General features: G+C 70.9%; 12 protein-coding genes. 7 read left to right on the top strand and 5 right to left on the bottom strand.

Going from position 1 to position 15,337, the window contains the following annotated elements:
- Window positions 1-5: 5 nt before the first annotated feature.
- Window positions 6-1,100, bottom strand: a complete 1,095-nt coding sequence (gene ald, locus RI211_RS13235; protein WP_315637807.1) for an alanine dehydrogenase — start codon at window positions 1,098-1,100, stop codon at window positions 6-8.
- 107 nt (window positions 1,101-1,207) lie between these two features.
- Here ald and RI211_RS13230 point away from each other — a divergent pair, with 107 nt between their 5' ends.
- On the top strand, window positions 1,208-1,726 hold the full coding sequence (locus tag RI211_RS13230; RefSeq protein ID WP_247641300.1) for an Lrp/AsnC family transcriptional regulator: 519 nt from the start codon (window positions 1,208-1,210) through the stop codon (window positions 1,724-1,726).
- 16 nt (window positions 1,727-1,742) lie between these two features.
- Here RI211_RS13230 and RI211_RS13225 read toward each other — a convergent pair whose 3' ends face one another.
- From RI211_RS13225 to aceA, 3 genes are all read right to left on the bottom strand, one after another.
- The gene (locus RI211_RS13225) at window positions 1,743-2,174 is read right to left on the bottom strand and encodes a hypothetical protein (protein WP_187662220.1); all 432 of its coding nucleotides are present in this window, start codon (window positions 2,172-2,174) and stop codon (window positions 1,743-1,745) included.
- 89 nt (window positions 2,175-2,263) lie between these two features.
- Window positions 2,264-3,898 carry a malate synthase A gene (gene aceB / locus RI211_RS13220; protein WP_315637808.1) on the bottom strand — a complete coding sequence of 545 codons (1,635 nt, stop codon included), beginning with the start codon at window positions 3,896-3,898 and terminating at the stop codon, window positions 2,264-2,266.
- 127 nt (window positions 3,899-4,025) lie between these two features.
- Complete coding sequence (aceA, locus tag RI211_RS13215) at window positions 4,026-5,351, bottom strand: isocitrate lyase (protein ID WP_315637809.1); 1,326 nt, start codon at window positions 5,349-5,351, stop codon at window positions 4,026-4,028.
- A 246-nt stretch (window positions 5,352-5,597) separates the two neighbouring features.
- Between aceA and RI211_RS13210 the strand changes: the two genes are divergently transcribed.
- Complete coding sequence (locus tag RI211_RS13210) at window positions 5,598-7,043, top strand: helix-turn-helix domain-containing protein (RefSeq protein ID WP_315637810.1); 1,446 nt, start codon at window positions 5,598-5,600, stop codon at window positions 7,041-7,043.
- Between the two features lie 22 nt (window positions 7,044-7,065).
- A complete protein-coding gene (locus RI211_RS13205; protein ID WP_315637811.1) occupies window positions 7,066-8,193 on the top strand; it encodes a DUF6226 family protein in 1,128 nt (375 codons plus the stop codon).
- Between the two features lie 258 nt (window positions 8,194-8,451).
- Here the strand turns inward: RI211_RS13205 and RI211_RS13200 are convergent, their stop codons facing one another.
- On the bottom strand, window positions 8,452-9,960 hold the full coding sequence (locus RI211_RS13200; RefSeq protein ID WP_315637812.1) for a PucR family transcriptional regulator: 1,509 nt from the start codon (window positions 9,958-9,960) through the stop codon (window positions 8,452-8,454).
- A 93-nt stretch (window positions 9,961-10,053) separates the two neighbouring features.
- Here RI211_RS13200 and gabT point away from each other — a divergent pair, with 93 nt between their 5' ends.
- From gabT to RI211_RS13180, 4 genes are all read left to right on the top strand, one after another.
- On the top strand, window positions 10,054-11,415 hold the full coding sequence (gabT, locus tag RI211_RS13195) for a 4-aminobutyrate--2-oxoglutarate transaminase (RefSeq protein ID WP_268776686.1): 1,362 nt from the start codon (window positions 10,054-10,056) through the stop codon (window positions 11,413-11,415).
- Window positions 11,416-11,506: 91 nt separating this feature from the next.
- Window positions 11,507-12,889, top strand: a complete 1,383-nt coding sequence (locus RI211_RS13190; protein ID WP_101848465.1) for a flavin monoamine oxidase family protein — start codon at window positions 11,507-11,509, stop codon at window positions 12,887-12,889.
- Window positions 12,889-13,773: a universal stress protein gene (locus RI211_RS13185; protein ID WP_315637813.1), complete on the top strand. Its 885-nt coding sequence runs from the start codon at window positions 12,889-12,891 to the stop codon at window positions 13,771-13,773. Before RI211_RS13190 ends, RI211_RS13185 begins: the two co-directional genes overlap by 1 nt.
- Window positions 13,773-15,326: an APC family permease gene (locus RI211_RS13180; RefSeq protein WP_315637814.1), complete on the top strand. Its 1,554-nt coding sequence runs from the start codon at window positions 13,773-13,775 to the stop codon at window positions 15,324-15,326. The genes RI211_RS13185 and RI211_RS13180 overlap by 1 nt, the downstream gene beginning before the upstream one ends.
- Window positions 15,327-15,337 lie beyond the last annotated feature (11 nt).

The following is a 15,337-nucleotide window of genomic DNA, read 5'->3' as shown; positions in this document are numbered from 1 at the left end:
ACAGGTCAGTCGGTGGAGAGGCCGTGAGCCTGCGCGACGGCGTCCAGCGTGATGCGCCCGCCCTGCACGTTGAGCCCCTTCGCGAGGGCAGCGTCGTCGGAGGCCGCCCGCTCCCAGCCCTTGGCGGCGATCGCGGAGACGTAGGGGAGCGTGGCGTTCGTCAGGGCCCGGGTCGCGGTCGTCGGCACGGCCCCCGGCATGTTCGCGACGCAGTAGTAGATCGAGTCGTGCACGGCGAAGGTCGGGTCGTCGTGGGTCGTCGGACGGGAGCCCTCGAAGCAGCCGCCCTGGTCGATCGCGATGTCGACGAGCACGGACCCCGGCTTCATGGCCGCGACCATGTCGTCGGTCACCAGCTTGGGGGCCGCGGCGCCGGGGATGAGGACCGAGCCGATCACGAGGTCCGCCGTCGTCAGCTCCTCGGCGATGTCGTACCGGCTCGACGCGCGCGTCTCCAGGGCGCCGCCGTAGCGGTGCTCGAGCTCGCGCAGGCGGGGGAGCGCCACGTCGACGACGGTGACCTTCGACCCGAGTCCGAGCGCGTTCGCGGCGGCGTGCTCGCCCGCGACGCCGCCGCCGATCACCACGGTCTTGGCCCGCGGGGTGCCGGCGATGCCGCCCAGCAGCATGCCGCGGCCGCCCTGCGAACGCAGCAGCGAGTGGGACCCCATGACGACGGAGAGGCGGCCGGCGATCTCGCTCATCGGCACGAGCAGTGGCAGCGTGCGATCCGGCAGCTGCACGGTCTCGTAGGCGACGGCGGTCGTGCCGGCCGCGACGAGCGCCTCGGTCAGCGGGCGGTCGGCTGCGAGGTGGAGGTAGGTGAAGAGCGTGAGGTCGGGGCGGAGGAAGCCGTACTCCTCGGCCACGGGCTCCTTGACCTTGATGAGAAGGTCGGCCTCGCCCCACGCGTCGGCGGCGGTCGCGACGATCTCCGCCCCGGCCGCGCGGTACGCGTCGTCATCGATGCTCGACCCGACGCCGGCTCCCGACTGCACGAGCACCCGGTGGCCTTCCCGCACGAGCCGATCGGCTCCGGCCGGGGTGAGAGCGACGCGGTTCTCGTTGTTCTTGACTTCGGTCGGGACGCCGATCTTCATCGATCCTCCAGGTCTCGGGGGCGCAGGGTGCAGACAAGGATCGCAGAAACGTCGAGACATCGACAGATTCGATGAAGACTCTTCGGCGAGTGCTCCAATCCTGAATAATGCTTCGTATGACCACCGCCTCCGCGTCGCCCGAGCCGAACAGCGTTCGGGCGCCTGCTCTCGACCCCACCGACGCGCGGATCGTGCAGCTCCTCACCGCCGACGGGAGGATGACGAACGCGGAACTCGCCGGGCGACTGGGAGTCGCGCCGTCGACGGCGCACGCACGGCTGCGTGGGCTGATCGAGCGCGGGGTCATCACCGGCTTCCATGCGAGCGTCGACGAACGCGAGCTCGGCGCCGGACTCCAGGCGATCATCGGCGTCAGCCTGCGTCCGGCCGCCCGACGGGAGAGCATCGTCGAGTTCGCCGATCGGGTGCGCGCGCTGCCGCAGGTGATCCAGGTGTTCTTCCTCGGCGGTGACGACGACTTCCTCCTGCACATCGCCGTCGCCGACTCCTCGGAGATGCGCGAGTTCGTGCTCGAGCACCTGTCCGCGCAGAGCAGCGTGGCGTCGACCCGCACGAGCATCGTGTTCGATTACCACCGCAACTCGGTCGCCGCGTCGTTCCACTGAGTCGGCGGGCGGCGACTCAGGTCTCGAACGAGGACGGCACCGCGCAGTAGTCGGCGAAACGCCGGGTGGGATGGGCCGGATCGGTCACGTCGACCAGGGCGTTCGCCGCGGTATGCGGGGGCTCGTCTCCCGCGAGCTGCCAGAGGACGTAGTTCCACATCCCGCGCGTACTCGGAGCCACGATCGGGCCCGGGCCGGACACGAGGAGCACAGCTCCGCTGTCCGTGGCACGGAAGGGGCCCACCACGTCGGCGCGGAGGGCGGCTTCGTCCCCGTCAGCGGTGTGCGCACGCTCGACGGTCTGGCCCGCCGTGGTCAGGGCTGTCGCGAGGTCGTCCGCGGCTGCGCGGGAGCGCTCGGCATCGGCGCCGGCGACCGCGAGCAGTCGTCGTCCGCGTGGATAGAGGTGCAGGAACTCCTCGGCGATGCTGCTCCATACGTCGCTCATGGCTCCAGGCTACGCCCGGCGGGGAGGGGGCGGGCCGGGCACGACGCGGCGATGCCGCAGACCCCACGGCCTGCGGCATCCTCGCGTCGTCAGTCCTCGTCGACCAGGAACCGGCTGTAGGCGCCCAGGGTGAGGAAGGTGGGGAACTCCTCGCGGAGCGCGACCTCGCGGAAGATCTCGGCGGCGTCGTCGAAGCGGTCGCCCTCGCGCCTGTCGACCTCGCTGAGCACCTCCGCGATCAGCCCCTCGACGTACTCGACCGTGATGGCCGTGCCGTCCTGCGTGGTGCGGTCCTGATGGATCCACTGCCACACCTGCGAGCGGCTGATCTCCGCGGTCGCGGCGTCCTCCATGAGGTTGTCGATGGCCACGGCGCCGAGTCCGCGCAGCCACGCCTCCAGGTAGCGGATGGCGACGGACACGTTGTCCCGCACGCCCTGCGCGGTGATCGGCCGACCGATGTGCAGGTCGAGCAGGTCGCGCGCCTCCACGTGCACGTCGTCGCGCTGACGGTCGACCTGGTTCGGGCGGTCGCCGAGCACGGCGTCGAACTCGGCCTGCGCCGTCGGGATCAGGTCGGGGTGGGCGACCCAGGTGCCGTCGAAGCCGTCGCCGGCCTCGCGCTTCTTGTCAGCCGACACCTTCTCGACCGCGCGCGCCGTCACCTCGGGGTCGCGGCGGTTCGGAATGAACGCGCTCATGCCGCCGATCGCGAAGGCTCCGCGCTTGTGGCAGGTCTGCACGAGGAGCTCGGTGTACGCCCGCATGAAGGGCACCGTCATCGTGACCTCGCTGCGGTCGGGGAGCACGAAGCGGGCGCCGCGGCCGCGGTAGTTCTTGATGATGGAGAAGATGTAGTCCCAGCGTCCGGCGTTGAGGCCCGCGCAGTGATCGCGCAGCTCGTAGAGGATCTCATCCATCTCGAACGCGGCCGGCAGGGTCTCGATCAGCACGGTCGCGCGGATGGTGCCGTGCGGGATGCCGATGTACTCCTCGCTGAAGGAGAACACGTCGTCCCACAGCTTCGCCTCTTCGCTGGACTCGAGCTTGGCGATGTAGAAGTACGGTCCGCGGCCGGCCTCGATCAGCGCCTGCGCGTTGTGCAGGAAGTAGAGACCGAAGTCGACCAGGGAGCCGGATGCCGACGTGGGCCGGCCGGCGCGGTCGATGAAGGTGAGGTGCTTCTCCGGCAGATGCCAGCCACGGGGGCGCATCACGATCGTGGGGGTGCGCTCGGCGGTGACCCGGTACTCCTTGCCCTCGGGGGAGGTGAAGGAGAGCTCGTCGCGGATCGCGTCGCGGAGGGACAGCTGCCCCTCGATGACGTTCTTCCAGGTGGGGCTCGTGGCGTCCTCCTGGTCGGCGAGCCAGACGCGCGCGCCGGAGTTCAGGGCGTTGACGGTCATCTTCGGATCGGTGGGCCCGGTGATCTCGACGCGGCGGTCCTCGAGTCCCGGTCCGGCGCCGGCGACCCGCCAGGTGGTGTCCTGGCGGATGTGCGCGGTGTCCTCTCGGAACTGGGGGTCGTGTCCGTTGCCGATCTCGAAGCGGCGACGCATCCGGTCGGCCAGCCGGTCGTGGCGGCGGGAGGCGAACCGGTGGTGGAGTTCGGTGAGGAAGGCGATCGCCTCCGGGGTCAGGATCTCGTCGTAGCGGTCGCGCATGGGCCCGGCGATCTCGATCGCGGGGCCCTGTCGGGTCGTCTGCATCGGTGCGGTGGTCATGATGTTGTCCTTTGCCTTATGCCGAGCCCCCGGGTTGTCGTCGAGACCCCGGGCTCCCGGCGTGTGCGGGGCGGGGTCTCGACGAGTACCTGGGGTCTCGGGGGAAGTGGGGGGGAGAAAACGGGGGTCAGTGGAACTGGGCGGTCTCGGTGGAGCCGGCGAGGGCGAGGGTGGCGCTGTCGGGGTTGAGCGCGGTGGAGATGACGTCGAAGTAGCCGGTGCCCGCCTCGCGCTGGTGCTTGGTGGCGGTGTACCCGTCGGCTTCGGCGGCGAACTCGGCTTCCTGCAGCTCGACGTAGGCGCTCATGGCGCGCTCGGCGTAACCGCGGGCGAGGTCGAACATGGAGTGGTTCAGGGCGTGGAACCCGGCCAGGGTGATGAACTGGAACTTGTAGCCCAGGTCTGCCAGCTCCTGCTGGAACGTCGCGATCTCGGCGTCCGACAGGTGGCGCTTCCAGTTGAAGCTCGGCGAGCAGTTGTAGGCCAGGAGCTTACCGGGGAACTGTGCGTGGATCGCCGCGGCGAACTCCCGCGCCAGCGCGATGTCCGGCTCCCCGGTCTCGACCCAGAGCAGGTCGGCGTAGGGGGCGAATGCAAGGCCGCGGCTGATGACCGACTCGATGCCCGGGCGGATCCGGTAGAAGCCCTCCGAGGTGCGCTCGCCGGTGGTGAACTCCCGGTCCCGCTCGTCGACGTCGCTCGTGAGCAGGTCGGCCGCGAGGGCATCGGTGCGGGCGATGATGACGGTCGGCACGCCGGCGACGTCCGCCGCGAGGCGGGCCGCGTTCAGCGTGCGGATGTGCTGCTGGGTGGGCACCAGCACCTTGCCGCCGAGGTGGCCGCACTTCTTCTCGCTCGCGAGCTGGTCCTCCCAGTGGATGCCGGCGGCACCGGACTGGATGAGCGACTGCGCGAGTTCGTAGGCGTTCAGCGGTCCGCCGAAGCCGGCCTCGGCGTCGGCGACAATCGGCGCGAGCCAGTCCTGCGTGATCTCGCCCTCGGCGTGCTCGAGCTGGTCCTGCCGCAGCAGGGCGTTGTTGATGCGACGCACGACCGCCGGAACCGAGTTCGCGGGATAGAGCGACTGGTCGGGGTAGGTCTGTCCGGCGAGGTTGCCGTCGGCGGCGACCTGCCATCCGGAGAGGTAGATGGCCTTCAGGCCGGCGCGCACCTGCTGCACGGCTTGGCCGCCGGTGTAGGCGCCGAGCGCCCGGATGTAGTCCTCCGTGTGCAGGAGGTTCCAGAGGTTCTCCGCACCGCGGTGGGCGAGGGTGGCGTCCTCGCGGACCGAGCCGCGGATGCGGACGACGTCTTCGGCGGAGTACGTGCGCTCGACGCCGTCCCACCGGGGGTCGGTGTCCCAGATCTCCTGGAGCTCCGCCGCCGTCTGGACCTGATCGCCGGCGCGCAGGCCGGCGGGGCGCGGGGTGGGGGTCGCTGCGGTGTTCGTCATGGTGTCTCCTCGGATGGGAATCGGCGTCGGTGCCGATGGCGTGCCTCCACTGTGTGTGAAGTTCTGCACCTGTCCGGTGTCGAATTGAGGAGAAGTTTGCCTGAATTTCTGTTTTCGTGACAGACTCGGCCCGCACGCACCGCTCACGCGGCCTCGCGGTATCAGGAAGGACCCCGGCCCGGCCTCGCGAGGAGCGTTCCCGATCCCGCACCGACGCGGACGGCGGTGCGGCTGAGAGGAGCCGACATGGACGACGCCACGGAAGAGACCGACGCCCTCACTGTCGGGCGGCGCATCCGCCAGCTGCGCACCGCGCGGGGCCTGACACTCGAAGAGCTCGCGGCCGCGGTCGAGCGGGCGCCGAGCCAGATGTCGATGATCGAGACGGGCAAGCGCGAGCCCAAGCTCACGCAACTCCAGGCGATCGCCCGCGCGCTCGGGGTGACCATCGACGCGCTGCTCACGGGGGAGCCGCTCGACGAGCGCAGCGCGATCGAGATCGCCCTGGAACGCGCGATGAAGGGGCAGACGTTCCAGGCGCTGGGCATCGAGCCGTTCCGCATCGCCAAGAGCGTGCCGACGGAGGCGCTGAAGGCGCTGCTGGCGCTGCAGGGGGAGATCGACCGACTCAAGGACGAGCGCGCCGCGACCCCGGAGGAGGCCCGGCGCGCCAACGTCGAACTGCGGCATCTGATGCGCCGGCAGGACAACCACTTCGCCGAGCTGGAGGCGAAGGCGGCCGAGATCCTCGCGGCCGTCGGCCATCCCGGGGGACCGCTGACCCAGCGCACCGCCTCCGAGATCGCGGCCCATCTCGGCTTCACCCTCCACTACGCTCCCGACCTGCCGCAGACGACCCGCAGCGTCGCCGACCTCGCCAACGGCCGGCTGTACCTGTCGAGTAGCGTCCCGGCGAAGGGAGACGCACGCACCGCGGTGCTGCAGGCGCTGTCGAGCCGCATCCTGGGGCACTCCGAGCCGCGCAGCTACGCCGAGTTCCTCCGGCAGCGGGTGGAGACGAACTACCTCACCGGTGCCCTGCTCATCCCGGAGGCGCACGTCGTCCCCGCGTTGCAGGATGCCAAGCAGCGGAGGGCGATCTCCATCGAAGACCTCCGTGACGCGTACTCGGTGTCGTATGAGACGGCGGCGCACCGGTTCACGAACCTCGCGACGCGGCACCTCGACATCCCCGTGCACTTCCTCAAGGTGCATGAGTCGGGCACCATCACCAAGGCGTACGAGAACGACGACGTGAACTTCCCGACCGACCGGCTCGGCGCCATCGAGGGGCAGATGTGCTGCCGCCGGTGGACCTCCCGGGTGGTGTTCGACGAGGACGACCGCTTCAACCCGTACTACCAGTACACCGACACCGGGAACGGCACCTACTGGTGCACCGCCCGTGTGGAGGCATCGAGCGAGGGTCTGCACTCGGTGAGCGTCGGGGTGCGGTTCGATGACACGAAGTGGTTCGTCGGCAGGGACACCCCGCACCGCGGTGTGTCGAAGCACTCGGTCGAGGTGTGCTGCCGTCGGGCTCCCGCCGAGTTGGAGGAGCGGTGGCGCGAGAACTCCTGGCCCAACGTGAAGACCCCGCGCACGCTGCTGGCGACGCTGCCCACCGGTGCCTTCCCCGGCGTGGACACGACCGATGTGTACGAGTTCCTGGAGTCCCACGCGCCCCGGTGATCCCGCTCGGTACGCTCGGTCGATGAGCAGTGCCGTCTTCCCCGGCCCCTTCGGCCAGATGCCCGAGGCGGGTGCCGCCGCGATCCTGTGGATGCCCCCGCCGGCGGAGGCCCCGCGGCCGGTCCGCTTCGTCGACGGTTTCGAGCCGTTCGCCGACTTCCTGCGGGGCCTCGGGATCGACCCCGCGCTGCTGGCCGACGACCTCGCGGCGACGTGGGATGTGGTGGCAGCGCGTCCGGAGATCCTCGACCGCCCGGACCTCGCGGCGGCCGCCGCGCGCTTCGTCGGCAACGTCATCGCGGTCGTGCACCCGGCCGCGACCTGGCGGATGACGAGCGAGCCGGAGATCGGGACGAACACCCTCTCCATCCCGGTCGCGGGTCTCGTGCAGGGGATGGTGCAGCAGCCCGACCAGCGGGATGCGTTCCTGCAGATGCTCGCGTCGTGGGAGCAGGACGACATCGATGACGAGGAGATGAGAGCGCTGTCCGCGGAGGATTCCGCTCCCGCGGTCGTCGTCGTCCCGGCGCGCGCGTATGTCCGGCCCGCTCTCCCGCCCCTGACCTTCCACGACGACCGCGGCGAGGTCATCCGCTACGGACGCCGCTGGCCCGATGGCATCGCGCCGGAGGAGTCGTACTCTCGGGAGAGCCACCCGGAGCGCTTCGCACCGCTGCTTCTCGTGGTCGACGCGCTCGTCGCGCACCTCTCCCGCGAGTACGAGGTCGAGGCGCGGCGAGAGTCGGGGGAGGACGGGACGGAACGCGTCGTGCTCGAACCGGCGCGCGGTGCGCGAGTCGTCATCACGCCGACCGTTCCCTCCGTCAGCGTCGAGGCGGGCGCCCACTTCCACGCGATCGTGCCGTCGTGCATCTGCGATGCCTGCGACGAGACCGCCGAGACGGCGGCGGACGAGCTGGAGCGGATCCTGCTGTCGGTCGCCGCCGGTGGCTTCCGGGAGAAGTATCCCGTCGGTCGCCGCGCGTGGCTGTACACCGAGATCCGGTCGCCGGACGGCGACCGGCGGGAGAGCAGCTCAGGCCCCGCTCCGGAGATGCCCCCGGAGGCGCGAGAGCGCACGGCCGCCCTGCTGCGCGGGCTCGACGACGGCTGGTGGCCCGCCTGGCCGCTCCGCTCGACCCCGGTCTGAATCCGCCCGTCCCGTCCCGTACGTGGTCCGCATGCACGACCGTGTTGCGCGTGCACCGCCCTGAGGGCCGGGGGTGTCGTGCATCCGTCGCCGGATCGTGCAGGGTGAGGCGACGCGAGGAGCCGACGGCGGCTGATGTCCGGTTCCGGCTGCACGGCCTCGGTCCGGGGGCATGACCTGGCGGGCCGATCCGTCGCGCAGGCGTCGCGCGGTCGTGCAGGCGTCGCGGGGGAGAGGCGGGGACGGGAAGGGGCCGGGTCAGTCGCGGGCGGTCTGCAGCAGCGCCCACACCTCGGCCCGGGCGGGGAAGGTCGTGAGGTCGGCCCCGAGGAGGGCGCCGGCATGGGAGACCCGGGAGCGGAGGGTGTGCCGATGGATGCCGAGGGCGGCCGCGGCCTGCTCGGCCCGCGTGTCGTGGTCGAGCCAGGTACGCAGCGCGTGTTCGAGCGCGGTGCCGTGGGCGGCGTCGTGTTCCCGGAGCGGAGCGAGCCGCGACTCCGCGACGAGCCGGGCCTCATCCGTCGCCAGCGCCGTGAGCAGGCTGGATCCGACCGTGTCGGCGTACCGGACGGCGCCGCTCGTGCCCGGCTGTCGGAGAGCGATGAGCGCCTGGGCGTGCGCGCGGGAGAAGGCGTCGTACCCCTCCGGGGTGGAGACGCCGACGCGCGCGCTGAACCGCGCGGCCACGTCGTCGAGGAGCGGCTCGTCGGCCGCGGAGACGCAGATGACCACGCCGTCCTCGGAGTCTGCGAGGAAGGCCGGCGTTCCGTGCTCAAGGCGTCGGCGCTCCCACCAGTCGAGAAGAGGCTCAGCCGGGGCATCCCCGGTCACCGCCACCACCACGGGGGCGGGCGGAAGGCTGCCGAGGACACGGCGCGCGAGGCCGGGGTCGTCGCCCAGGAGCGAGCGCAGCAGCTGCGTGTGCAGCCGGCGTCGGCCGCGGGCGAGCTGCTCGCTCTGCTCACGCGCCAGTCCCGCCATCGCGATGACCGAGGTGACGACGGCCCTGGCCTCCTGGTCGAGGGCGTCGGCCGCGACGGCGATCACTCCGCGGAGGTGGCCGCCGCGGCCGACCGTGAACAGCATGAAGGTGTGCGTGTCGAGGGTGAGGGACTGCCCGGCCTCGAGTCCTCGGTCGAGGATCTCCCGGACCCGGGCGCCGAGCTCCTCCCGGACCGCAGCCGAGAGGGCCTCCCTGGGGTGCGCGAAGAGGAGGTCTCCGGTCGCATCGAACATCCCGGCCCAGGCGCCGAGTCGACGGCCGAGTTCGGTGATGATCGCCTCGAGCCCGCGCGGCCGGAGGGCGGCGAGGGCGAGGGCGCGCTGGGTGTCCAGCGCCCAGGTGCGCCGGGCGTAGGCCTGCGCCGCGATCGCCTCGGAGTGTGCGCGGGCCACGGCGATGAACGGCGTGCGGTACGGCACCTCGAACAGGGGGATGCCCTGCGCCGCGCACGCCGCGATCAACTCTTCCGGTGTTCCCGAGCGATGCACGTCGGTCCCGAATCCGAGCCCCAGCACGCCGCGCTCGGCGAGCCGGACGACGTAGGGGGCGATGGCCTCCGCGTCGTCGAACTGCGTGCCGGTGGTGAGGAGGACGAGGTCTTCCGCGAGGAAGGGCGTCGGGTCCGCGAGGTCGGAGCTGTGCACCCAGCGCAGCGGCCGGTCGAGCGCGCCGTCCGGCAGATCCGTTGCGGTGGAGACGAGGCGCAGGTCGAGATCCCGGCGGCGCAGCAGGGCGGACAGCGTGGAGGGATCGGCGGGAGCCATACGATCTCCGGTTGTACGAGACGGCGAAATCAATTCTCCGATTGTACGACCCGGCGAATGCGGGCGTCTCCGCTGCCGCCGTACGCTCGCGACATGGCTCTCCTCGACACCGCAGCACCCGCAGTCCCCCTCGGCGGCCCCGACCTCCCGCAGGAGCGTCGCCTCGTCACGGAACTCCCCGGCCCGCGGTCGGCCGAGGTCCTCGCCCGCAAGGCGGACGCGGTCGCCGCCGGTGTCGGTCACACGGTGCCGGTCGCCGCCGTCGCAGCCGGGGGAGGAGTGGTCGTCGACGCCGACGGCAACTCGCTCATCGACCTCGGCTCCGGCATCGCCGTGACCACGGTCGGCAACGCGCACCCGAAGGTGGCCGCCGCCGTGGCCGCGCAGGCCGCGCAGTTCACGCACACCTGCTTCATGATCTCGCCGTACGAGTCGTACGTCGGCGTCGCCGAGGCGCTCAACCGCGTCACCCCCGGCGACTTCGCCAAGAAGAGCGCCCTGTTCAACTCCGGCGCCGAGGCTGTCGAGAACGCGATCAAGATCGCCCGCAAGCACACCGGTCGTCAGGCCGTCGTCGCGTTCGACCACGGCTACCACGGCCGCACGAACCTCACCATGGCGCTGACCGCGAAGTCGATGCCGTACAAGAGCGGCTTCGGTCCGTTCGCCCCCGAGGTGTACCGCGCGCCGATGTCGTACCCGTTCCGCGACGGGCTCGAGGGCGGCGAGGCCGCGGCCCGCGTGATCCTCCAGCTCGAGAAGCAGATCGGCGCCGACAACCTCGCCGCCGTCATCATCGAGCCGATCCAGGGCGAGGGGGGCTTCATCGTCCCCGCCGACGGCTTCCTCCCCGCGATCGTCGACTGGTGCCGCGCGAACGGCGTCGTCTTCATCGCCGACGAGGTGCAGACCGGGTTCGCCCGCACCGGACACATGTTCGCCAGCGAGATCTTCGGCATCGAGCCCGACCTCATCACCACCGCCAAGGGCATCGCGGGCGGGCTGCCGCTCGCCGCCGTGACCGGCCGCGCCGAGATCATGGACGCGTCGCACTCCGGTGGCCTCGGCGGAACCTACGGCGGCAACCCCATCGCGTGCGCCGCGGCGCTCGCGGCCATCGACGTGTTCGAGAACGACGGCGTCATCGAGCGTGCCCGCGAGATCGGCGAGATCCTCCTCGGCCGGCTCACCGCCCTCCAGGCCGAGGACGCCCGCATCGGCGACGTCCGCGGTCACGGCGCGATGGTCGCCGCCGAGTTCGTCGACCCGGAGACCAACGCTCCGGACGCCGCACTCACGGCTGCTGTGGCCAAGGCGTGCATCGCCCAGGGCGTCATCGTCCTCACCTGCGGCACGTACGGCAACGTCATCCGCTTCCTCCCGCCGCTGTCCATCGGCGACGAGCTGCTGAACGAGGGCCTCGACGTCGTGGCCGAGGCGCTCGCCGGCGCCTGACACCCTGTCCGGTCGCGTCCCCGGATCGGGGGATTTCGGGACGCGACCGGTACTTCATCCCCCGCATCCCCCGACGACGAAGGAGTTGCAGATGGCTGAGATCACCCGCGACGTGCTGATCGTGGGCGCCGGAGCCGCAGGGCTCACGGCGGCCAACGACCTGCGGAAGGCCGGGCTGTCGGTCGCCGTGCTGGAGGCCCGCGACCGCGTGGGTGGCCGCCTGTGGACCGACGTGATCGACGGCGCCATGCTGGAGATCGGCGGCCAGTGGGTCTCGCCCGACCAGGACGCGCTCAAGGACACGATCGAGGAGCTGGGGCTCGAGACCTACAGCCGGTACCGCGAGGGCGACAGCGTCTACGTCGGCCCGGACGGGCAGGCCCACCGCTTCACGGGCGAGATGTTCCCGGTGTCGGCGGAGACCGAGGCCGTGATCGCGCGCATCACCGGCATCCTCGACGCCCTCGTCGCCGAGATCGACCCGGACAAGCCGTGGGAGCACCCGAACGCGGCCGAGTGGGACTCGATCTCCTGGGACGCCTGGCTGCGCTCGCAGACCGACGACGACGAAGCCGTGCGCAACCTCGCCTTCGCCACCGGCTCGGCGATGCTGACCAAGCCGACCCACGCCTTCTCGCTGCTGCAGTCGCTGCTCATGGCGGCCTCGGCCGGCTCGTACTCGAACCTCGTCGACGCCGACTTCATCCTCGACAAGCGCGTCGTGGGAGGGCTCCAGCAGGTGCCGCTGCGCCTCGCCGAGCGCCTGGGCGAGGACGTGCTGCTGAACCAGCCCGTCCGCAGCCTGGAGTGGTCGGATGACGGGGTCGTGGCGACCACCGACGACCTCACGGTGCGGGCGCGGTACGCGATCCTCGCGCACGCCCCCATCCTCTACAACCGCATCTCCTTCGTCCCGCCGCTGCCGCGTCGCCAGCACCAGCTGCACCAGCACCTCTCGATGGGCTTCGTCATCAAGGTGCACGCCGTCTACGACCGCCCGTTCTGGCGCGAGCAGGGCCTGAGCGGCACGGCGTTCAGCCCGTACGAGCTCTCGCACGAGGCCTACGACAACAGCAACCACGGCGACGAGCGCGGCACTCTGGTCGGCTTCGTGTCCGATGCGAACGCCGACGGCGTGTTCGAGCTGTCCGCCGAGGAGCGCAAGGAGCGCATCCTCGAGTCGCTGTCGCACTACTACGGTCCCGAGGCGAAGAACCCGGTCGTGTACTACGAGAGCGACTGGGGCAGCGAGGAGTGGACGCGTGGCGCCTACGCCGCGAGCTTCGACCTGGGCGGCCTGCACCGCTACGGCGCCGACCTGCGCACGCCCGTCGGACCGATCCACTTCGCCTGCAGCGACATGGCAGGAGCGGGTTACCAGCACGTCGACGGGGCGATCCGCATGGGCCACTTCGTCGCGGCGAACATCGTCGACGCCCGCCGCGAGGCCGGCGCTCCCGAGAGCATCGGCTGATGACCGGCTCGGTCGTCGTCGGCTACACGGCGACGGATGCGGGGGCGGACGCGGCGGCGCTGGGCGCACGTCTGGCGCGCAGCATCGGTGCGACCCTCCACCTCGTGATCGTGCTGCCGACCGAGGGCACCCGGAGCGCCGCCGTGCCACCGGAGCGCGCCTACGAGGACGTCATCCGGAAGCAGGCGCGGAGCTGGCTGCAGGACGCGGTCGTGCGTCTCCCGCAGGAGCTGGTGCGCAGCGGCCATGTGCGCTTCTCCGAGTCGTTCGCCGAGGGCCTCATCGCCGCCGGTGAGGAGTTCGACGCCAGCGTCATCGTGATCGGCACGGCCGGCGGCGGCCTCTTCGGCCGACATCGCCTGGGCAGCGTCGCATCGGAGCTGCTGCACTCCTCGCCGATCCCGGTGGCCCTCGCACCCTCCGGGCTCGCCCAGCAGGACGACCACGTGCTTCCGCGCGTCACGGTCGCCGTCGGCACGCGTCCCGGCGCGGAGGGCGTGCTCGACCAGGCCGTCGCCCTCGCCGGCGCGGCCGAGGTGAGCCTCCGGCTGGTGTCGCTCGTGCCGTTCGACGTGCCGCCGGGACTCGACACCGGCGCGATTCGCCTCGCCGGCAGCGAGCACGCGCACCAGGTGCTGGCCGTGGCGGCCGAGCGCCTGCCGGACGGCCTCGGCGCCGTCGTCGAGGAGGCGCCGGGCGAGACGGTGGAGGACGCCGTCGCCGGACTCTCCTGGCTCCCCGGGGAGGTCGTGCTCGTCGGCTCCAGCCGGCTGGCGCAGCCACGCCGTCTCTTCCTGGGCTCCACGGCGGCGAAGATGCTGCACGAGCTGCCCGTCCCCATGATCGTCGTCCCGCGCACCCGCATCGAAGCAGGAGACCGCTGATGAGCAGCACCAACCGGGCGACGGAGCCCGCATCCGGCGTCACGACCGGAATCTCGACGAAGGGCCTGAGCGCCGGCACCGTCGGCCTGATCGGCGCCGTCGTGATCGGCATCTCGTGCATCGCCCCCGCCTACACGTTCACGGCCGCCGTCGGCCCCACCGCGTCCGAGGTGGGCGCGCAGATCCCGGCGATCATCCTCGTCGGCTTCATCCCGATGCTCCTCGTCGCCTTCGGCTATCGCGAGCTCAACAACCGCATGCCCGACTCCGGCACCTCCTTCACCTGGGCAGCCAGGGCGTTCGGGCCGTGGGTGGGCTGGATGGCCGGCTGGGGCCTCGTGGTCGCCACGATCCTCGTGCTCTCCAACCTCGCCGGCGTCGCGGTCGACTTCCTGTTCCTGCTGCTGTCGCAGATCACGGGCAACGCCGAGATCGCCGATCTCGCCGGCGTCACCTGGATCAACATCGGCGTGTGCCTGCTCTTCATGCTGGGCGCGACGTGGGTGTCGTACCGCGACATGCAGACCACGCAGAAGCTGCAGTACTGGCTGGTCGGATTCCAGATCCTCGTGCTCGTGTTCTTCGCGGTCGCCGCGATCGTGCAGGCCGTGGGCGGCAACGGCTTCGACTACCAGCCGTTCGACCTCAACTGGTTCAACCCGTTCGCGATCTCGTCGTTCAGCGCGGTCGCCGCCGGTCTGTCGCTGTCGATCTTCATCTTCTGGGGCTGGGACGTCACCCTCACCATGAACGAGGAGACGAAGGACCCGGAGAAGACCCCGGGTCGCGCGGCCACCGTCACGGTGCTCACCATCGTCTCGCTCTACCTGCTCCTCGCCGTCGCGATGATCATGTTCGCGGGCGTCGGTACGGGGGAGCTCGGCCTCGGCAACGGCGACATCCAGGAGAACGTGTTCTTCCACCTCTCCGGGCCGATCCTCGGGCCGCTCGCGTTCCTCGTGTCGCTCGCGGTGCTCACGAGCTCGGCGTCGTCGCTGCAGTCGACGTTCGTCGGCCCGGCACGCACCCTGCTCGCGATGGGTCACTACGGCGCGCTGCCGAAGTCGTTCGCGAAGGTGAGCCCCCGGTTCTTCACCCCGGGCTACGCCACCATCGTGTCGGCCATCGTGGCCTCCGCGTTCTACGCCGTGATGCGCGTGGTCAGCGAGGACACCCTGTGGGACACGATCCTCACGCTCGGCATGATGATCTGCTTCTACTACGGGATCACGGCGTTCGCCTGCGTCTGGTATTTCCGCAAGCAGTGGTTCGACTCGGCGCGGAACGTCTTCTTCACCTTCCTGTTCCCGCTGGTGGGCGGCATCATCCTGGCGATCCTGTTCTTCACCACGCTGATCGACTCCATGGACCCGGCCTACGGCTCCGGGTCGGAGATCGGCGGCATCGGGATCGTCTTCATCCTCGGCATCCTCATCATCGTCGTCGGCATCGCCGTGATGATCTGGAACGCCATCCGCCGCCCCGCCTTCTTCCGCGGTGAGACGCTGGGTATGGACGCTCCGCCCAGCCGTCGTCGTCCCACGTCCGTCTGAAAGAGAGAGAA

It is taken from the genome of Microbacterium meiriae (assembly GCF_032364335.1).
Classification (GTDB): Bacteria; Actinomycetota; Actinomycetes; order Actinomycetales; family Microbacteriaceae; genus Microbacterium; species Microbacterium meiriae.
The sequence above is the reverse complement of the archived record's forward strand: the minus strand, read 5'-3'. Positions and strand labels throughout refer to the sequence as shown.